The 18,182-nt window shown below is 57.0% G+C and carries 15 protein-coding genes and 1 tRNA gene; 3 read left to right on the plus strand and 13 right to left on the minus strand.

Annotation, left to right across the window (positions count from 1 at the left end):
• Positions 1 to 111: 111 nt before the first annotated feature.
• A complete protein-coding gene (aguA, locus tag LJX92_RS01490; protein WP_032878387.1) occupies positions 112 to 1,218 on the plus strand; it encodes an agmatine deiminase in 1,107 nt (368 codons plus the stop codon).
• A gap of 234 nt (positions 1,219 to 1,452) precedes the next feature.
• The gene (locus LJX92_RS01495) at positions 1,453 to 1,668 is read left to right on the plus strand and encodes a hypothetical protein (RefSeq protein WP_032878386.1); all 216 of its coding nucleotides are present in this window, start codon (positions 1,453 to 1,455) and stop codon (positions 1,666 to 1,668) included.
• A gap of 33 nt (positions 1,669 to 1,701) precedes the next feature.
• On the opposite strand, the gene LJX92_RS01500 is transcribed toward LJX92_RS01495, so the two are convergent.
• The gene (locus LJX92_RS01500; RefSeq protein WP_228309236.1) at positions 1,702 to 3,777 is read right to left on the minus strand and encodes a TonB-dependent receptor; all 2,076 of its coding nucleotides are present in this window, start codon (positions 3,775 to 3,777) and stop codon (positions 1,702 to 1,704) included.
• Positions 3,778 to 4,185: 408 nt separating this feature from the next.
• Between LJX92_RS01500 and LJX92_RS01505 the strand changes: the two genes are divergently transcribed.
• Complete coding sequence (locus LJX92_RS01505) at positions 4,186 to 5,472, plus strand: OprD family porin (RefSeq protein WP_032878384.1); 1,287 nt, start codon at positions 4,186 to 4,188, stop codon at positions 5,470 to 5,472.
• A gap of 85 nt (positions 5,473 to 5,557) precedes the next feature.
• Here LJX92_RS01505 and LJX92_RS01510 read toward each other — a convergent pair whose 3' ends face one another.
• From LJX92_RS01510 to LJX92_RS01565, 12 genes are all read right to left on the minus strand, one after another.
• Positions 5,558 to 7,135: a M48 family metallopeptidase gene (locus LJX92_RS01510; protein WP_228309237.1), complete on the minus strand. Its 1,578-nt coding sequence runs from the start codon at positions 7,133 to 7,135 to the stop codon at positions 5,558 to 5,560.
• Positions 7,136 to 7,148: 13 nt separating this feature from the next.
• Positions 7,149 to 7,514, minus strand: a complete 366-nt coding sequence (locus LJX92_RS01515; RefSeq protein ID WP_032878382.1) for a hypothetical protein — start codon at positions 7,512 to 7,514, stop codon at positions 7,149 to 7,151.
• 37 nt (positions 7,515 to 7,551) lie between these two features.
• The gene (locus LJX92_RS01520; RefSeq protein WP_228309238.1) at positions 7,552 to 8,895 is read right to left on the minus strand and encodes a CHASE2 domain-containing protein; all 1,344 of its coding nucleotides are present in this window, start codon (positions 8,893 to 8,895) and stop codon (positions 7,552 to 7,554) included.
• A gap of 198 nt (positions 8,896 to 9,093) precedes the next feature.
• Complete coding sequence (locus LJX92_RS01525) at positions 9,094 to 9,378, minus strand: DUF3077 domain-containing protein (RefSeq protein ID WP_103733968.1); 285 nt, start codon at positions 9,376 to 9,378, stop codon at positions 9,094 to 9,096.
• A gap of 655 nt (positions 9,379 to 10,033) precedes the next feature.
• Complete coding sequence (locus LJX92_RS01530) at positions 10,034 to 11,533, minus strand: hypothetical protein (RefSeq protein ID WP_148853106.1); 1,500 nt, start codon at positions 11,531 to 11,533, stop codon at positions 10,034 to 10,036.
• A 336-nt stretch (positions 11,534 to 11,869) separates the two neighbouring features.
• Positions 11,870 to 13,027 carry an AAA family ATPase gene (locus LJX92_RS01535; RefSeq protein WP_148853104.1) on the minus strand — a complete coding sequence of 386 codons (1,158 nt, stop codon included), beginning with the start codon at positions 13,025 to 13,027 and terminating at the stop codon, positions 11,870 to 11,872.
• 190 nt (positions 13,028 to 13,217) lie between these two features.
• Positions 13,218 to 13,293: transfer RNA gene (locus tag LJX92_RS01540), tRNA-Thr, on the minus strand.
• A gap of 464 nt (positions 13,294 to 13,757) precedes the next feature.
• Positions 13,758 to 14,945 carry a methyltransferase gene (locus tag LJX92_RS01545; RefSeq protein WP_228309239.1) on the minus strand — a complete coding sequence of 396 codons (1,188 nt, stop codon included), beginning with the start codon at positions 14,943 to 14,945 and terminating at the stop codon, positions 13,758 to 13,760.
• Entirely contained in the window at positions 14,926 to 15,615 is a 690-nt protein-coding gene (locus tag LJX92_RS01550; protein WP_032803763.1) for an ABC transporter permease, read from the minus strand. The genes LJX92_RS01545 and LJX92_RS01550 overlap by 20 nt, the downstream gene beginning before the upstream one ends.
• A 38-nt stretch (positions 15,616 to 15,653) precedes the next feature.
• On the minus strand, positions 15,654 to 16,349 hold the full coding sequence (locus LJX92_RS01555; RefSeq protein ID WP_005783890.1) for an ABC transporter permease: 696 nt from the start codon (positions 16,347 to 16,349) through the stop codon (positions 15,654 to 15,656).
• 74 nt (positions 16,350 to 16,423) lie between these two features.
• Entirely contained in the window at positions 16,424 to 17,176 is a 753-nt protein-coding gene (locus tag LJX92_RS01560) for an ABC transporter substrate-binding protein (protein ID WP_005783892.1), read from the minus strand.
• A 13-nt stretch (positions 17,177 to 17,189) separates the two neighbouring features.
• Entirely contained in the window at positions 17,190 to 17,963 is a 774-nt protein-coding gene (locus tag LJX92_RS01565) for an ABC transporter ATP-binding protein (protein ID WP_003187760.1), read from the minus strand.
• Positions 17,964 to 18,182: the final 219 nt, after the last annotated feature.

Consider the following 18,182-nt stretch of genomic DNA (forward strand, 5'->3'; position numbering starts at 1 on the left):
TGTTATCGGCTATTTTGTGTAATATTCGGGATCTATAATCGTTAAGTGCTTCCAAAGCCGATTTTTATCCATATCAAGTCGGTCTTCACCCCATTCGGAGTTTTGAACGCCATGACCACCCTGCACAGCACACCTCGCGCCGATGGCTTCCATATGCCTGCCGAATGGGCGCCACAGACCCAAACCTGGATGATCTGGCCCGAGCGCCCCGACAACTGGCGTCTGGGCGGCAAGCCTGCGCAGGCCGCCCACGTGGCTGTGGCCAAGGCCATCGCCCGCTTCGAGCCCGTGACCGTTGCGGTTTCCGCCGGCCAGTACGAGAACGCCCGTGCGCGCCTGGATGTACCCAATATTCGCTTGGTGGAAATGTCTTCCGACGATGCCTGGGTCCGCGATACGGGCCCCACGTTCGTGATCAACGACAGCGGCGAAGTGCGGGGCGTGAATTGGGATTTCAATGCCTGGGGTGGTTTTGACGGCGGCCTGTATGCACCGTGGAACCGTGACTCCCAGGTAGGCGGCAAGATCCTCGAGATCGAGCGCGCGCCGCGCTATCGCACCCAAGGCTTCGTGCTTGAAGGGGGTTCGATCCATGTGGATGGCGAAGGCACCCTGATCACCACCGAAGAGTGCCTGTTGAACCGCAATCGCAACCCGCACCTGGATCGTGCCGCCATTGAAGCTGTACTGGCTGATCACCTCGCGGTGGATAAGATCATCTGGTTGCCGGATGGCCTGTTCAACGACGAAACCGATGGCCATGTGGATAACTTCTGCTGCTATGTGCGCCCGGGCGAAGTGTTGCTGGCCTGGACCGATGACCCGCAAGATCCGAACTACTCGCGCTGCCACGCAGCCATGGATGTGCTGCAAAACAGCACCGACGCCAAGGGGCGCGCGTTCATCGTGCATAAAATGCCGATCCCGGGACCGCTGTATGCCACCGAGGAAGAATGCGCCGGTGTCGACCCGGTGGACGGCAGCCAGGAACGTAACCCGAGCGTGCGGTTGGCCGGGTCCTACGTCAACTTCCTGATCGTCAACGGCGGCATCATCGCGCCGAGTTTCGATGACCCGCTGGACCACCAGGCCAAACAAATCCTGCAGAGCCTATTCCCGCAGCATGAAGTGGTGATGGTGCCGGGTCGCGAACTGTTACTGGGGGGAGGCAATATTCATTGCCTGACCCAACAGCAGCCCGCACCGCACAGAAATTGAGTGCAGTTGTAACGGTGCTTTGAGGGCGCGTGTGCGCTGCGCAACCGCAGTGTTCCAGCCAAGCCCGCGACCCAGCCAGGTCGCGGGCTTTTTTGTATCTGAATGCCAAGGCGAACGGCACATTGGCATAGCTCTTGTATCGCTGTCGGCACAGTGAATCTGTGCGATGACTGCGCAGTTCTGTCACAAACCTTGAGTAAGTTAGCCGCTCACGCAGCAGGAGAGAGCGCTGAAATGAATGCCGATATCGACCTGATGAACATGCGCACGTTTCACCCCTTGCGAGTCAACGGCGATGCGATCCATGCGTTGGCGCTGTGGTTGAAGGCAAACCGCTCGCGCCAGGTCAGGCAGGTGCCTGACTTGCGCAGGGTGATGAGAGAACGCTACCCGGTGGGGTTGTTCACGGAGGATGAAGTGCAGGCGTTATGCGAGTTGATGAGTAAGTGAAGGCACACTGCAGTCAGTGTGCCAGATGAAATATTAGAAACTGTAGGTACCGGTGACCACCAGGCTACGCGGCTCCCCTGGTTGAATCTGCGCCGCACTGGTCGCCGAGGCGTAGTAATTTTTGTCGGCAATATTGTTCAGCGCCGCCCTCACGTCCCACTCTTTCTGACGGAACCCGGCCAGCGCGTCCCAGCGCCCGTATCCCGGCAGTACCACGGTGTTGAGGCTGTCGGCGTAGCGATCACCCACCAGGGTCAAACCGGTTTCGGCGTACCAGCCCATTTCCGGTTTCCAGGTGATGAACACGCTGGCATTGCGCTTGGCCACGTCGCTGATACGTTTGCCTTCAAAGCCGTTGTTGTCCTTCTCCACCTTGGCGTCCTGCAGGCCTACACCACCGCGTACGTACCAGTTGTCGATGATCTTGCCGGTAGCCGTCAGCTCCACGCCGCGTGAGCGTTGCTCGCCGGTGAGCAGGGTAATGGTGCGGTCCAGCGGGTCGCTGGTGCGGCGGTTGTAGAGTTCCAGCTCGTACACGGCGAGGGTGGTGCTCAGGCGGTCGTCGAACCAGTCGCTCTTCACGCCGATTTCCTTCTGCTTGGTCAGCTCCGGGCTAAGGTCGTTGACGTTCCCGGCGGCGTTCGGCGTGATACCGATCAGGCCGCCGCCCGCTGGCGAGAAGGTCTTGCTCCACGAGGCATAGAACGAATGATGCTCCAGCGGCGTCCACACCAGGCCGACGCGCGGGCTGGTGCTGTGGCTCTTCACGTTCTCCTGGGTGTTGAGCACCTTGCTGGTGGTGTCCACTTCAAAGCGGTCGTAACGCAGCCCGCCCAAAAGTTGCCACTGGTCGTTCAGGCGCAGTTGATCCTGCACGTACAGCGCGCTGCTTTCGACTTCAGTGTGGTTGTAACTCGACAGTCGCATGCTCCCTGTGTGGCTCAGGCGGCGATTGGGTTGGTTGAGGTCCAGGCTGGGGACCGTCCTGGCATCCCGAGCCGAGTACAGCTTCGGGTCGCGCCGCTGGCTGCCCAGCTCGATGCCGGTGAGCAGGCGATGCTCCAGGCCAAACGTGTCGAAACCACCCTCCAGCTCAAGGTTGTTGAACACATTGCGGGTGGTCAGGTCCTGCTGCCAGTGTTGGCGGCTGACGCTGTTGGTTTTCGCGTCGTAGCCGGTCTGGTAGGTGTTGTCGAAATCGCTGTCGAGCTTGAACACACCGAGGGTGTGGCGCAGTTGCCAGTTGGCGTTGAGCTCGTAGGCGAGCTTGGAACGCAGTGACTGGGATTTATCGTCGATGTAGTCGCCGTGATTGAAATAAGTGGTGCTGCGGCTCACATCCGCCGGGCGCCCGTTGACCCCGGGAATGCCACGGTCCGGCGTGCGGTTGTAGCGGCTGTATTCGTATTGCACCAGCCAGTTCAGGTCGGGGGTGAGCTGCCAGCTCATCGACGGCGCAAACAACTGGCGGTTGCCGCTGACGCCATCGCGAAAGCTGTTGTTGTCCTGGTTGCCCATGTTCAGACGCAGGCTGATGGTGTCGCTCGGGTCAGCGCTCAGGTCGGCATACAGGCTGCGCAAATCGTTGCTGCCACCTTGGGCTTCGATACTCGACTTATGGCCCGGCGTGGGCAATTTGCTTACGCGGTTGACGATACCGCCCTGGCCACCTCGCCCGTACAGCACGGCGGCCGGGCCCTTGAGCACTTCGATACGCTCGATGTTGTGCAGGTCGCGCACGTACTGGCTGTCGTCGCGAATGCCGTCCAGATAGAAGTCATTGCTGGCGTCGAAACCGCGTATGCGCAGGCTGTCGAAGCGTGTGTCGGCGCCGCTGCTGACGTTGGGAATACCGCTTAACGCCTGGCCCAGGTCGTTGGTGCCGTAGGACCGCAGATTGTCGGTTTTTACCGAGTCGATCGCCTGGGGCACATAGCGTACGGAGGTCGCGGTGCGCGTGGCGGTGTTGGTCTCTTTGACCCGTGGGTCGTCTTCATCCGCTTCGGCATTGATCGAGGTCTCGGGCAATACCGTAGTCGCGCAGGCAAAACCGGCAGACAGCAGCATGGAGAGCCCAAGGGCGATGGGCGTCAGGCAAGGGGTGGGCATGGGGGTGTATCCAACAAGTTGGGCAGGAAATTTGCGCGAATGGTAATGCTTTGCATTTGCGCGTGTTATCTATTCCCTGTCGTGTCGCTGGCAGATTTGTTACTTGATGTGTTTTTTATCGGTGCCGTAGGTCATTCAATCGTTTTCAGCGTAGTGCTTTAGCTCGCCCCTTAGACGAATATCGCCTAAATACAGACGATTCACGAAATTGACACATAGTTCAACGCCCGCATAGGATTGCGCCCAACGCCTGTGGCTCACCGCCATGACTTACTCCAATAAAAAAAGGCCCGCGGCAGTTCAGTCGTCCGCGGGCTTTCTTTTTGCGGCAAAGGTCGACACCAGAAATAGCAACATGGAGCCTGGTGTCACAGCGCGTACTCAACCCGTAATAAGGAATATAAGAATATGTTGAAGCAACGGATGAGTCTGATCGCTCTGGGGATTTTGAGCGCATCGACAGCAATGGCAAACGACCAGGAGCAATCCAAGGGGTTTGTTGAAGATAGCCACCTGAACATCGCCGCACGTAACGCCTACATCAGCCGTGACTACAAAAACGGCAAGCAGGACAAAGCTGAATGGGGCCAAGGCTTCATCGGCAAGTTCGAGTCCGGCTTCACCCAAGGCACCGTGGGTGTGGGTGTGGACGTGATTGGCCAATACGCTATCCGCCTGGACGGTGGTAAAGGCCGCAGCGGCGCTGGCGGTATCGACTTCTTCAAGCAAGGTGACAGCGGTGAAGCCGCCAACGACCTGGCCAAAGGCGGCGCGGCCGTGAAGGCGCGTATCTCCAACACCGTGATCAAATACGGTCAGCAAATGCCGGCCGTACCGGTCCTGCAGTACGATAACTCGCGCTTGCTCTCGGAAACCTATGAGGGCACCTCGATTGTTTCCAAAGAGATCGCCGGCCTGCAACTGGACGCCGGTCACTTCACCAAGGAAGCTCGCAAGAGCGCCGAGGGCAGCGACAGTGGCCGCTTGAAGAGCATCAACTACATCGGCGGTAGCTACAAATTCACCGAAAGCCTGTCGGCTGCCCTGTATGCCTCCGACATGCAAGACGTGCTGAAAAAGCAATACGTCAACGTCAACTACGTGCTGGCCCTGCCAGAGAAGCAATCGCTGACGTTTGACTTCAACGGCTACAAAACCAAGCTTGATCGCAGTTTCGCCCTGGAAAACCAAGGTGATGCGGACGCGCGCGACAACAAGATCTGGAGCCTGGGCGCGACCTGGGCCGTTGGTGCGCACAGCTTCACCCTCGCTCACCAGCGCAGCACCGGCGACACTGGCTACCTGTACGGCGGCTACCGCAACGCTGGCGGCATCGGCGACGGCGGCAATACCATCTTGCTGGCCAACTCCTACTGGTCTGACTTCAACGGCAAGGACGAGCGTTCCTGGCAAGCAGGTTACGGCATCGATTTCGCCACCTTCGGCGTACCGGGCCTGACCTACAACATTGCCTACGTGCGTGGCACCAACATCGACGACGGCACCGGCCGTGGCGATGGCACCGAGCGTGAAATCTGGAACCAGTTCAAGTACGTCGTACAGAGCGGCCCAGCCAAAGACCTGAGCCTGCGTGCTCGCGCCTCGTGGCTGCGCGTTTCCAACAACGCCAGCAACTACAACGTAGGCGGTAACGAAATCCGTCTGTTCGCCGACTACCCGATCAACGTTTTCTAATTGATCGAGCGTCGTGCCTGATGCCAGGCAATAAAAAACCCCGACTGGTTCGGGGTTTTTTTATGCCAGGTGCGAATGTTGCCGCCTAGGCCTTGGCCGGTGCGAGCTTCTTGCAGTTTTCCTTGCGTGTCGGGTACTGCTCGCACTTGCGCAACACCGTTTGCACCTGCTGCACATTCTGCAGTTGCTGGTTGGCCAACAGCTTTTCGGTGATGAACAGCTCCTCCGAGCCCAGATTGCGTTCAGCCTTGTCGATCATCGCCAGGGCCGATTGCCCATCACCCCGCTTGAGGTGGTAGCTGATCATCAAGTCATAGGTGGAGGGGCCGGCCAGGGACCAGTCCTTGATCGCCTGCAACTCTTTCACCGCTTCGCTGTTTTTGCCCTGGGCCAGGCGCACGGTATAGGCCGTGCGCCGAATGCTCGGCTGGTCCTTGACCGGTGATGCCAGGGCCTTGCGGATAAACCCTTCAGCATCCGGCACTTTGTTTTTCTCCAGGGCATCGATGGCGAAGTACGCGTCTTTATAACCCTGTAAGGCCTTCGCCACTTGCGGCGTAGTCTTCATCTTCGACCAGCTTTGTGGGTTGACCCGAGCGCGGCGTTCCTGGCGATATTCGCGTTGCAAGTACTGGCGCAGCTCGGTGTCACGGTCCATCGCCGACATGTGCGAGCGGTTGAAGTATTGCGTGGTTGCGGTGATGCCGGTGGTCAAGCCGTCCTTGACCAGCACGTCCAGCTCTTTGGTGAACTGGTTGAGATTGAACTGCTGCAACGAATCCTGCATGGCATTCTTGCGCGCCGTGAGGAAGCCCGTGAGCAAGGGTTTCTGCTTGCCCTGGAAGTCGTTGAGGCGCTCCAGACTATGGGTGGCGGCACGCGGGGCGTAACCGGCGCGGATCATCAAGTCAGTGCCCAGCAAGTCGGCCTGGTCTTCCTGGCCGCGGCCCCAGGCGGTGCTCCATACCTGATCGGAAAAGGTATTGGCCAGTGCGGTGTACAGCACGGTGTTACCGATGGTCTTTTGCGTGCCGGCCGGGTCTTTACTGAACAGTTTCATCGTCCCGGAGCTGCGGTCGACGCCCGTATCGGCAGCCATGGTGGCCAAGGCGACCGTGGAGGCGACGGTGGTGAACATGTCTTTCTGCTGCTGGAAGGCAGCCATGCGGTCATGGTGATGCAGCAACACGTGGCTCATTTCATGGCCAAGCATCGCCGCGATTTCGTCTTCGCTGGCGACGTTGTCCAGCATACCCAGCGGCACGAACAGGTTGCCGTAAGGGTCTGCCGATGGCCCGAACCCATAGCTGTCAGTGATCTTCACCTGCAGCGGCGGCAACTCCCCCGGCCAGCCCTTGGACAAGCGCATGACAATGCCCTGCAAGTAGCCTTGCAGCATCGGGATATCCACCAGATTCTGCTGACGCGCTTCGGCAGCCGGCACCGCCCGCCCGTCGTAGCTCAGGCGCTGTTGGCTCTGGCGCTGTGGGTCGAGCTTGTAATACTGGCGTACGTCAGTGTTGTCCACGTAGTGGCCCTGGACCCGGGATTGGGTCGAAGGCCCCACCAGGTTCAGGAACGCCTGGTCCGCGCCCTTCAAGGTGGCGCAACCGCTGAGCACCGAACTGGCCAATAGGCTGGCCGCGACTAGATATCCCTTCACCGCACCTCTCCTTTTATTGATTGCAACCGGCACCAAAACCAATGGTGGAGTTATTGCGGCTGTCTTTGGCCTGGCTTTTGGTCAGGCCCTGGCAGGGCAGGTCGACGACGTTCAGCGGCGGCTCGATGCGCAGGTCCATGGTGTCCAGCCAGACCTTCTGGCCCGCCAGCTCGACCTGCACCAGGTCCAGCGCCTGGTTGTACTGCAACACCGGTACGGGCTGGGTGGGCGCATCCTTTTTCGCCAACTCACGTTGTTGCTTGCCTTGCTCGTCCAGTACGGTCACTGGGTCGGCCAGGAACGCTTTGATACTGTGAGTTTCCGCCCAGGCACCCTGGGTGAAGAGGGCGGTGAGCAAAACGATGAGACTTCTGTTCATCCTTGAATTCCTTGAGTCAAATGACAAAACGGCACACTCAGCGGTCGCGGTCGAAGAAGGCTTCGATCCGCTCGCTGAACAACACCAACGACAGCAATACAATGCCCAGCACGTTGACCGGAGTGATGTCATTGAGGCTCAGCAACACACTGACCGCCGCCAACATCGACATCACCAACAGCCACGATGGGCACGGCGAGGTAAAAAACCAGATTTCCTGGCGCCGCCAGCGGCTCCAGGTGCGATGGCCCGCCAGGCGCCGTGCGTGCAGCGCCTTGAGCACGGCAATCAACGCCAGCAGCCCGAGCTCGAGCAGGTCCAGCCAATTGAAGGGCAAGCGGGGGAAGTCGGCCGGTTCATGGTCGTAGTCCATGCCTGAATTGATCAGGTTATCCAGGGCCATGGCGTGCAAGTACACGCCGGGGAGTTGGCCATGTACCGGCGACTCAACCAGATCCCCCGTGGACGCGATATTGGCGCCCACCAGCACCAGGCGGTCGCGCAGCAACTCTGCAATCAATGCCTGGTCGTCGGGGTCGCTGACCTCCAGGTCACTGGCCGACAACGTCAGCGTATAAGGGCACCGTGCCTGGGCCGAGTCATCAAGCTTCCAGAACACGGCCTGAAAGAACTGCGCCACCCCATCCAGCAAAAAATGTCGCGCGGGCGCGCAGTGGCTGATATCGGCAATCCGCGCCTGTTCCGCCGCCAACTTCAGCCCCCACTGCACCGCAATGGGCTGGCGCTGCGCAGCGGTTTGCGCATCCACCGGCGGCTGTTTGCAATGTTGCGTGGCACAAAACTCGCGGTACAGCGCCATCGCTGGGGTTTCCAAAAGCCCTGCCTGTGTGTGCATGGCCAGCGGGTACTTGTCGTCCACCCCTTCCCACACCACCAGCGCTGGCCGGCTCACCTGCATGAACGGCGCCAGCGTATTGGCCTGGCCCGCCTCCGCGCGCGTCAACCCGGTATTGGCCAACCACAGCGGGATGCCCTGGCGCTGATAACGCTCAAACACATTCGCCAGCAACTGACTGCCCCGCGCCGGGTCGCCCAACGAGTGGTCGTGGCTGTACAACAGATCCACAAACACCGCCCGAGGCTTGTACGCCAGCAAGCGCTTGAACAACTTGCTCTGCTCGCCATACGGCATGGGCCACGAACTGTTATTGCGCATCAGGTAGGCATCATCAATCAACACCACCGCCACCCGCTGCTGCCCAAGGCTCGGGTAGTGACTGGCGAACATACGATTGAGCCACTGCGCCGACGCCTTGTCGCTGGAACTGGCCAGGCCGAAAGGATCAAGAATCGCCAGCAACACGATGATGGCCGCCAGCCAATAGCGGCGGTATTTGAACAGCGGGGGGTTGGACAACATCCATGTCTCGATAAAAGCGCAAGCAAGGCGGGGTTTTTAAAGGAGTGGGGAGGGGGTGTCAATCGAATAAGTGGCTAAGTGCCATATTGCCTTTGGCTCGTCTTTCGCAAAAAGCCCCGACCTATTCAGGCCAGGGCTTTCCTCTGTGGGAGCCGGGCTTGCCCGCGATGACGTCAGCCCGCGCACCACGCGACTTCTTTATTGCTCAACATTCCCTGGCGACTCCAACACCTTCACCACATCATCAATCACCGCCTTGCTCATCTCCTGCAAATAATGCGACGCCCAGGCATAACGGTCCGTGTCCTGCGTCATCGCCGCATCTTCCGCGAGCAGCTTGGCGAGGTGGAGCAGGTCAGAAACGTGATGCAAGGCTTCATGCAGGGAAACACCGCTGTTGACGCGGAACAGAGGTTGGTCGGAGTGAAAGGAAAAGGGGGTGACGCCGAGGGTGGTTAACGCGGATGGATTTGGAGCGGTCATTGGTAGAACTCCCGTATCTAGTGAGAGCTACCACGTTCGTTCTCAGGCGAATGGGTGGCAGCTGTGCGCAGGCTGAGAAACCGGAGATACAGGAACCCGGCAGACCCGAAGGTCTCCCACGCACAGCCGCCATTGCACGAATTGTAGGACGAAAAAAACGCCTGCAAATCGGGTTTGGGGGCGCTTGGTGCGCCTGCATCTTGCCGGGTTCTCAGGCCCGGTCGCTGAATTGGCAGCGACAGGAGGGAGGGTAGCGTGGTGGGGCTTGGGGAGCAATCGGGAAAATGGATTGGTTGTGTGCCCTCTGTGTTGAGAGATGAGATTGAAGGGCCGGTTATGAATTTTATAGATTAGGCATTCCGCTTAGGCGCACCGATAGAAAACGTTTCTACACAGCCTCGGCCAGAAGCTGATACTTAAAGAGTCGCAGAGTAGCGGCGCCTATCTCTTGGGATAAGTCCGAGCGGTCAACGAGTGGGGCCCAAGCAACTAGCTGCCTTTCCTGATGAGCCGAAAGCAAACGCTGGAACGGAATCGGGAGCATAGCATCGCAGATTAGGTAGTGGCTTTTGTGCGGGTTTATGAAGCGCTTACTGATGGTTAAGCGCTCGGCAACGGTCTCGGGAGATATATTTTATATGCTATTCATTAAGCACTATCGTTTGATAAGCCGCTTGACTGCTATGATGGTTTGCCAAATAAGAATACCGAACATTATGTAAAATATTAGACTAATAAATTCCATGTCTGTGCGTAGGAATTGTTTGAATGGTAGAAAGCCAGATGCAAAGCCGTTAAATAAGCTTGAGATGAAACGGATAATGTCATTCGCAGGAGGATAAATTTTGTACAGGATGTTATTTTCTTGGCCTAGGCTCAATAAACTGAAGGTGATAGAAAGAATAATAATGCACGAAGTTGCACGTAGATAGCTTTGGCCAAAATCTGACGTGAGCCCGTTTATTTTGTAGATTAAGCTGTCCCAAAAATTTGTGCTTAACTCTTTTTGAAATTTCTTCATTTCTAAAGCGAAGTATTTGTTTGCTTCTATATGAGAGCCATGAGCATCCAGTGCATGCTTTATTATTCTGAATGTCTCCCTGTTTGTGTGTTCGAAGGAGACTTGGGTGTTGTGAAAGTTTGGCGGCTCAATTGTATTTATTTTTTCTATATTTAATCCCGTTACAAAAACAGCATTTCGAAAGCTTGAGTGCTCAAGAAATGTTACATAGCTGAAGTCTGCGACTATTCGCGAGGCTCGCGCTAGTTTTGTTGCCTTTTTTTCTTCAAGCGGCGTTTGACCAAAGATACAGTTTTCAAATCCTGCAAATGTGCTGAAGATACTTTTGTTTATTTTGAAACGTAGAAATAGACTTCCATGGAAGTCGGCAACTTTTTCGAAGTTGCAGTTGTTAATTATCAATGCTCCGATACGGTTCCGTTTGAATTCAAATTTCCCTTTGAATATGCATGAGCGAAAAACTGCTGCGTCCATTAAATTTTTAATGTTGAGATATGTGCCAGATTGAAAAATGCAGTTTGTTGCAGTAATGCTGTGAAGTGTTGTGGGGTACCGTTGGTCTGGGTCAAATAAATAACCCTCAAGTTCTACATTTCTTAATTTTAAATTTTTTGAGAACGTGCATTTTGAAAATAGAGGGTGTTGAATTATAGTTCTTTCTTTCTCGTCATCAATCCCGCAATGCAGATCTCCATCGAATATGCAGTTTTGATAAATGCAGTCATCATAGCTATGGTCTTTGCGTAGTCTTACATTGAGAACCTCGTGCGTGGCACTAAATCGACATTCGAAAAATGAGATTCTGGGCGACCGTAAATCTATTTTTTTTAGGTAAAATTGGCATTGGGTGAAGCGTATGCTACCGAAGTGTTCTAGGATTTTTATTATTTCCTCACCCTCCCAGTCTCCGGGAAAACCTACGTGATTGATGTGAAGTTCTTTGGTTTTTAAAATACCAAATACCTCCGCTGTCGATTTTAAACGACCGTTCCTGTCGAGCCTGACAGGGCTTGGTAAGTTACTGAAGGACGTGTTGATCAGAAGAACGAGCAGATCTCTGAACTCTGTAAAAAAATAGAAATTTTCGTCTTTGTCCCCTGACAAAATCCTATCGGGGTCTAAATAGCGTTCCATAGCTCACCTACCAGCCTCAGTAGCTGGTTTTCGTCGACCTGGCAAAAGGCCAGTCGTTAATGTTTGCAAAGATGCCGATGCTCATCCACTAAATCAAGTAGTGGGTTAGGGGGGGGCTCGATGAGCGGGATGATTTCAAGGTGAACTGCCGTTCATTTTCCGTGTGAATACGGTGTGCTTGTGCCTCTGGCGAATACGACCATTTTCAAGACTCTATTTGCTTCCGCTTGGCAATCGACACCCGCAGACAAACGCCTGCCACCCATCACTGTGCGCATTGACCATGCCGAAGGAAAAAGGTGACGAAAAAGGTGACAGATTTATTTTGAGTGCTCCCTAACTCCCCTCTATCAACGCCCGCTCCTCCAACCAAATCTCCTGAACAAACTGATCCGTAATCGCGTAAATTCCATGCCCGCGCCGCATGATGATGTTCTCCGCCACCAGTGCAATTACTACCGGTTGAATCTCTTCAACCCGCACCTCGCGGCCGACCATTTTTGAATACTCAGCGGCTGCATCAATAGAGAATATCCCGCGGGCATCCCCTTCGGTTGCGGCGATTTTGTTGAAAATCGCCTGAGCGAGGCTGCCCAGTTGCTCGACTTTTTCAAGCTCAATATTCGCTGCCGCCGAGCGTAATGTGCTTGCAATCACGGGGAGGAAAAGGTCGGGATCACCCTCCTGCTGCAAGAGTTGGCGCAGGGCCTTTAGCATTTCCTCAGGTCTATTCCCCAAGGTGTTGAATGCCTCGATGGCAACTTCGAGAGAGGGGAGCTTTTCTTTCTTTACCGTCATCGCAAGACGATTGAGCAGAAACTCGACGTAATCACCTTTTAGCAGCGGATACGCAGCTGACGTGGCGCCGGAAAATGCCTGATTGCGTTTGGCGGTTAGCTCACTTACTTGCGCCCTATGAGAGCCAGTACCAATAAAGAGGAAATATCCTGGCGTATCAGGGCGTGGATTGATCGCATCACGTGCAGCCTTGAGTGCCAGTAGCAGCTGATTCCCGTCATCAGAGGAAATGGCGTGTTGCACTTCGTCGATGATCAGCACCAGATCAGTCTTCGCTTGGTCGACCACCTCTGTCAGGGCTTGAGCCAATGTCGGGCCGTCTGGGTTACCGACGCTGTCGAGCTTGAAACCGAACTTGAATCCTGCTGCGCCGAGGTCGACGTTGCTGACGCGCTTGAGCATCTCCAGTGCCGACGAGCCTGGGGTTTGTAGTTCTTTCAAGGTTTTGTAGATCGCGTTGTGTACGAGCGTTGCCGGGTTGGCCAGCGTGTCACTCCAGAGGTCGACGTAGATCACCAGGGCGCCTGCTGCTTCCAGGGCTGGGATCAGGTCATTTCTCAGAAAAGTCGTTTTACCCGTGCGGCGCAGGCCAGACAGAAAAAGGCCTGAGCGCAAGCCTTCATCAAGCACGCCTGGGTTCAGAAGCTGGTTCGCCATCGATTCAGCCAATTCGGGGCGCTGAAATATGCTGCTCATGCAATTATCCCTTTTTATGGATACGCCATAATTATTGCCAGTTCATAATTTAGCATAAAGCTCAAAAAATGGACTTCTGGTACAGCACATCGCAATTTCAGAGGCTTTGAAAGGGTGGCGTCAGAGGTGAGGAATATAGATCCCCAGAAACAACAAAGCCCCCACATTTCTGTGGAGGCTTCGTTTTGTATGGTGCCGGCACCAGGAGTCGAACCCGGGACCTACTGATTACAAGTCAGTTGCTCTACCAACTGAGCTATACCGGCGTGTTAGGGCGACGATTATAGCGATTGGAAAGGTTCTGTAAACCCCTGAATTCTGACTATTTTTGCAAAAACCAAGGTTTCTTGCGATTAGCGTGTTTTCCACACGGCGTGGCAGCGTAAAAAGCCGTCACTTCGGCGTCAGGCCAGGTACCCCGCGCATCTGAGCGATCCGACGCCCAACAAGGTTCTCCGCACGCTGAAACCGCCAGAAACCACCCTGCAAAGTCCGCTTTATACGTTTAACGTCTGATGCTTATGCACAATCGGTTGGTAACAGCTGTCACGAAACAGCCATTTTGTGCAGCCGTTCTCAACACGCTGCAACTGCCTGTTTTGTGTGCGTTTTATTTTATGAACAAAAAATGACCAGCCTCGCTTTTGGCGTTCAACGCCGATTGCTACAGCTTCCGCAAAGATTCCATCAACAGAGTTATCCACAGGGCGCGTGGAGGGAATTTTGCACCTCATTCGCGCTGGGCCAGCACCATCAGGTTGCGTGGGGTGAGCGTTGGTTCGCAGAAGGTGCCGACCTCGACGTTGTAGCCCTTTTCGCTCAAAAAAAGTGCGCGGTCCAGCACCAGCCACATTTCCAGTGGGCGTCGAAACAAACCCCTTACCAACTCCAGGTTTCGCACTTCGGCCAGGCGCTGCCAGCCGTGGGCTTCGAGCGCCGGCCAGTCTTGTTCACCTGTGGATAAATTCTTGAGGTTTGCCAGCTCGCGGCAGTAGTCGGCGAAGGATTTATCCAGCCAACTGGTGGGCAGGGAGGGCGTCGGCAGGTAGTCGTCGCAGCCGCGCAGTTGCCGCTGTAGTCGATCAAAGCCCAGGCGCCGCGCCATGGAGGTGTCCCGTTGCTGGCGCACGCGGTTGCCGGCGGTGACGGTTTCGCTCAGGGGTAATCCCAGATCGTCGATCGACAGGGTTAGCAGGGATGCGAGCCCGGCGCCGGACAGTGCCTGGTAGCCCTCGGCATTGATGCGGTTGTAGCAGCAGGGCGCCAGCGCCAATTGTTTGCAGCCAGCGGCGCTGGCCAGTTGCAGCAGGCGCACGTGCAGGTCGCCGCAGGCGTGCAGGGCCACAGGTGTGTGTTCGGGGTCGATCGCTACATCGGCCATCACGTCTTGCAGGCAATGGGCAGCGGGCAAGCCGTGGTGATCGCTCAGGGCTTGGCCGGACGCAATCAGGGCCGGGTCATATTCCAGGCAGGTCAACCGTTGGCCGGGTTGCAGCAGGCGGCGGCCAAGATGGCCTTTGCCGGCGCACCAGTCCAGCCAGTGGGCAGGCGTCTGGGCAAAAGTCAGTGCGGCGCCGAAGGCTTCGATCTGTTGCCACTTGCGCCCGGGCACGTCCACATTCAAACGGTGGCGAGCGGGGTCCAGTGAGTGGGCGGGTAACTTATCCACAGCACTCAGGCGCAGTGCTTGAGCGGCCAGCTGTGGAAACGGTGCAGGCGCAGGCAGGTCGTGGGGGTGGTTGTGACTGGCTTCAGCTTCGGCCAACGAACGCCGACGCAGCCACTGGGATAACTCGAGATGCTCGGTTTCCCAGGGCAACTGCAACTGAGTAAAGGGCCGTGGTCGCCACAGCCCTTGGTACTCGATCAGGAATGCATCCAGTGCCTGGAAGCGTGCCTCAACGTCCTTGGCACGCATCGACGCGCAGCCACTTTTCCAGCAGTTTGAAACCGCGCACCAGCACGTAAGCCATCAGCAGGTAGAACAACCCCGCGGCGAAGAAAATCTCCACCGGCAGGTAAGTGCGGGCAATGATGGTGCGCGCCATGCCGGTCAGTTCCAGCAGGGTCACGGTACTCGCCAGGGCACTGGCCTTGAGCATCAGGATCACTTCGTTGCTGTAGGCCGGCAGGCCGATGCGCGAGGCGCGTGGCAGGATGATGTAGAACAGCGTTTTCGGTTTGGACATGCCCAACGCCCGCGCTGCTTCGATCTCGCCCGGCGGAATGGCCTGGATTGCACCGCGCAGGATCTCGGCGATATAGGCCGCGGTGTGCAAGGTCATGGTGGCCGTGGCGCACCAGAACGGATCGCGCAGGTACGGCCACATGAAGCTGTTGCGCACGGCATCGAACTGCGCCAGGCCGTAATACACTAGGAACAACTGCACCAGCAACGGCGTGCCACGGAAGAAGAAGATGTAGCCATAGGGCAGGGCGCTCACGTACCAGCGGCGCGAAGAGCGCGCGATACCCAGTGGAATCGCCAGCAGCAGGCCGGCGATCACGGCGATTGCCACCAGCTCCAGGGTCAGGGTGGCGCCCTGGGCCAACTTCGGCAGCCACTTGATGATCACGGCCCAGTTCAGGCCCAGGTCAAAGTGCGATAGCCAGCTGTAGTCGCCGCTCATTGGGTGCTCCTTGCAAAGCCGCGGGCGGCGCGTTTTTCCAGGAAGTGCATGCTGGTCATCGCCAGTACGGTCAGGCCCAGGTACATGAACGCCGCGACCATGAAGAAGGTGAATGGCTGCTTGGTCACGGTCACGCCGATCTGCGCGTGGCGCATGATCTCTTCAAGGCCGATCACCGACACCAGTGCGGTGTCTTTCATCAGGATCATGAACAGGTTGCCCAGGCCCGGCAGGGCGATACGCCACATCTGCGGCATGATCAACCGGGTGAAAATCCGAAATTTCGACAGCCCCAATGCCACACCGGCTTCGCGGTGACCCTTGGGAATGGCGAGGATCGCGCCGCGAAACACTTCGGTGGCGTAGGCGCCGAAGCACAGGCCCAGGGCGATGACGCCGGCGGCGAAGGCACTCAGCGACAGGTCGGGGTTGCCAAAAAACTCACCCAGGGCGCGCATCAGGTTGACGGTGCCGAAGTAAATCAGCAGCACCCACAGTAATTCGGGAATACCGCGAACGATGGTCGAATACGCACCGCCCAGCCATTGCAGCGGCTTGTACGGCGAAGTCTTGGCCAAGGCGCCGGCAAGGCCGAGCACCAGCCCCAGGCACAGGGCCGTGAGCGCCAGTTTGACGGTCATCAGCGCGCCGGCGGCGAGGGCCGGGCCGAATCCGTAGAGATCGAAATTCATGGTGTTTTCATATCGCGGCAGGCATTGCTAAAAGCCGACGCGCTCCCAGGAGCGCGCCGGGCAGGTCGTTCAGATCATTCGATGCTGAACGGGAAGTACTTGTCGTTGATCTTTTTGTAGGTGCCGTCTGCCTTGATCTCTGCCAGGGCTTTGTTCAGGCGCTCGCGCAATGGGTCGCCTTTGCGCACGGCGATACCGATCTTGTCGCTTTCTACCACCGGGTCGCCTTTGAATTCATAGGCCGAACCGTCTTTGCTCTTGAGCCATTCGTACTGCACGTATTTGTCAGCCAGGATGCCGTCGAGGCGACCGGAGGTCAGGTCGAGGTAGGCGTTTTCCTGGGTGTCGTAGAGCTTGGCTTCGGTGTCTGGCAGCTTGTCTTCCAGGTAGGTACCGGCCAGCGTTGCGCGCTGTGCACCGATCACCTTGCCTTTCAGGTAAGCGGCGTCGGTCTTGAAGTCGGCCGTGGCTTTGGGCGCAATGAACTGCAGCTTGTTCGAGTAGTACGGGTCGGTGAAGTCAACCGCTTGCTTGCGCTCATCGGTGATCGACAGCGAAGACACCAGGAAGTCGAACTTCTTGGCGTTCAAGGCCGGGATGATGCCGTCCCAGTCGGACACATACACTTCGCACTTCTCGACTTTCATCTTGGCGCACAGGGCGTCGCCGATGTCCTTGTCGAAGCCCACTACGTTGCCGCTGGCGTCTTTATTGTTGAAGGGCGGGTAAGCCGCTTCGATCCCCATTTTCAAGGTTTCTGCCATGGCCGTGGCGCTGAACGCCATCGAGACGGCCGCGGCTAGAAGGAATTTCTTATAGGTCTGCATGCATGTTGCTCCGTTAGCGGTTGCTGGACATGAATTGTTTGCAGCGCGCCGAAAGCGGGTTTTCAAACACCTGCTGTGGCGATCCTTGCTCTTCGACCAGGCCCTGGTGCAAAAACACCACTTCGCTGGATACCTGGCGGGCGAAGCCCATTTCGTGGGTGACCAGCAGCATGGTGCGGCCTTCTTCGGCCAGTGCGCGGATCACATTAAGTACTTCCTGAACCATTTCCGGGTCAAGCGCCGACGTGGGTTCATCGAACAGGATGACTTTAGGTTGCATCGCCAGGGTGCGCGCGATCGCCGCCCGTTGTTGCTGGCCGCCGGAGAGTTGTGCAGGGTAGGCGTGACGCTTGTCGGCAATACCGACCTTGGCCAGCAAGGCCTCGGCCACTTCTATTGCTTCAGCCTTGCTTTGGCCGAGCACGCGACGAGGGGCCTCGATGATGTTGTCGAGGATGCTCATGTGCGGCCACAGGTTAAAGTTTTGAAACACAAAACCAATTTCGCTGCGCAGGCGGTTGATCTGCTTGCCGTCGGCGGCCATCAGCTCGCCGTTTTTTGCGGCCTTGAGCTTGAGCTCTTCGCCGGCTACCAGGATCTGGCCCTGATGCGGGTTTTCCAGCAGGTTGATGCAACGCAGGAAGGTGGACTTGCCGGAACCGGAGGAACCCAGGATCGAGATCACATCGCCGTCGCGAGCGGTCAGCGAGATACCCTTGAGTACCTCAAGCTCACCATAGCGTTTGTGCAAGTTGCGGATTTCAAGCGCGGGCGTGGCCTGGGCCATGTGCGGTCCTCATTGTGTTCGTTGCGATCTTCGCTGTTGGGCCGCCTTCCTGGCGAGGCGCCAAGCTAGCATAGCGTTTGGATGACAGCCAACAGCGCTGCGGACGGTTAACTGGTGGTCTGCGGCAGTGTGTCGCATCGGCGCAGTAGCGTGTCGCGCCATCAACAACCTACAGACGTTTGAACCCGAAAGATCCACAGGCTTCGCGTAAAAAAGGGC

The organism is Pseudomonas sp. HN8-3 (assembly GCF_020790195.1).
Classification (GTDB): domain Bacteria; phylum Pseudomonadota; class Gammaproteobacteria; order Pseudomonadales; family Pseudomonadaceae; genus Aquipseudomonas; species Aquipseudomonas synxantha_A.

What these genes read in the sequence shown, in the direction of transcription:
- aguA (WP_032878387.1), top strand. Translation starts at nt 112, where the DNA reads ATGACCACCCTGCACAGCACACCTCGCGCCGATGGCTTCCATATGCCT.
- LJX92_RS01495 (WP_032878386.1), top strand. Translation starts at nt 1,453, where the DNA reads ATGAATGCCGATATCGACCTGATGAACATGCGCACGTTTCACCCCTTG.
- LJX92_RS01500 (WP_228309236.1), bottom strand. Translation starts at nt 3,777, where the DNA reads ATGCCCACCCCTTGCCTGACGCCCATCGCCCTTGGGCTCTCCATGCTG.
- LJX92_RS01505 (WP_032878384.1), top strand. Translation starts at nt 4,186, where the DNA reads ATGTTGAAGCAACGGATGAGTCTGATCGCTCTGGGGATTTTGAGCGCA.
- LJX92_RS01515 (WP_032878382.1), bottom strand. Translation starts at nt 7,514, where the DNA reads ATGAACAGAAGTCTCATCGTTTTGCTCACCGCCCTCTTCACCCAGGGT.
- LJX92_RS01520 (WP_228309238.1), bottom strand. Translation starts at nt 8,895, where the DNA reads ATGTTGTCCAACCCCCCGCTGTTCAAATACCGCCGCTATTGGCTGGCG.
- LJX92_RS01525 (WP_103733968.1), bottom strand. Translation starts at nt 9,378, where the DNA reads ATGACCGCTCCAAATCCATCCGCGTTAACCACCCTCGGCGTCACCCCC.
- LJX92_RS01530 (WP_148853106.1), bottom strand. Translation starts at nt 11,533, where the DNA reads ATGGAACGCTATTTAGACCCCGATAGGATTTTGTCAGGGGACAAAGAC.
- LJX92_RS01535 (WP_148853104.1), bottom strand. Translation starts at nt 13,027, where the DNA reads ATGAGCAGCATATTTCAGCGCCCCGAATTGGCTGAATCGATGGCGAAC.
- LJX92_RS01545 (WP_228309239.1), bottom strand. Translation starts at nt 14,945, where the DNA reads ATGCGTGCCAAGGACGTTGAGGCACGCTTCCAGGCACTGGATGCATTC.
- LJX92_RS01555 (WP_005783890.1), bottom strand. Translation starts at nt 16,349, where the DNA reads ATGAATTTCGATCTCTACGGATTCGGCCCGGCCCTCGCCGCCGGCGCG.
- LJX92_RS01560 (WP_005783892.1), bottom strand. Translation starts at nt 17,176, where the DNA reads ATGCAGACCTATAAGAAATTCCTTCTAGCCGCGGCCGTCTCGATGGCG.
- LJX92_RS01565 (WP_003187760.1), bottom strand. Translation starts at nt 17,963, where the DNA reads ATGGCCCAGGCCACGCCCGCGCTTGAAATCCGCAACTTGCACAAACGC.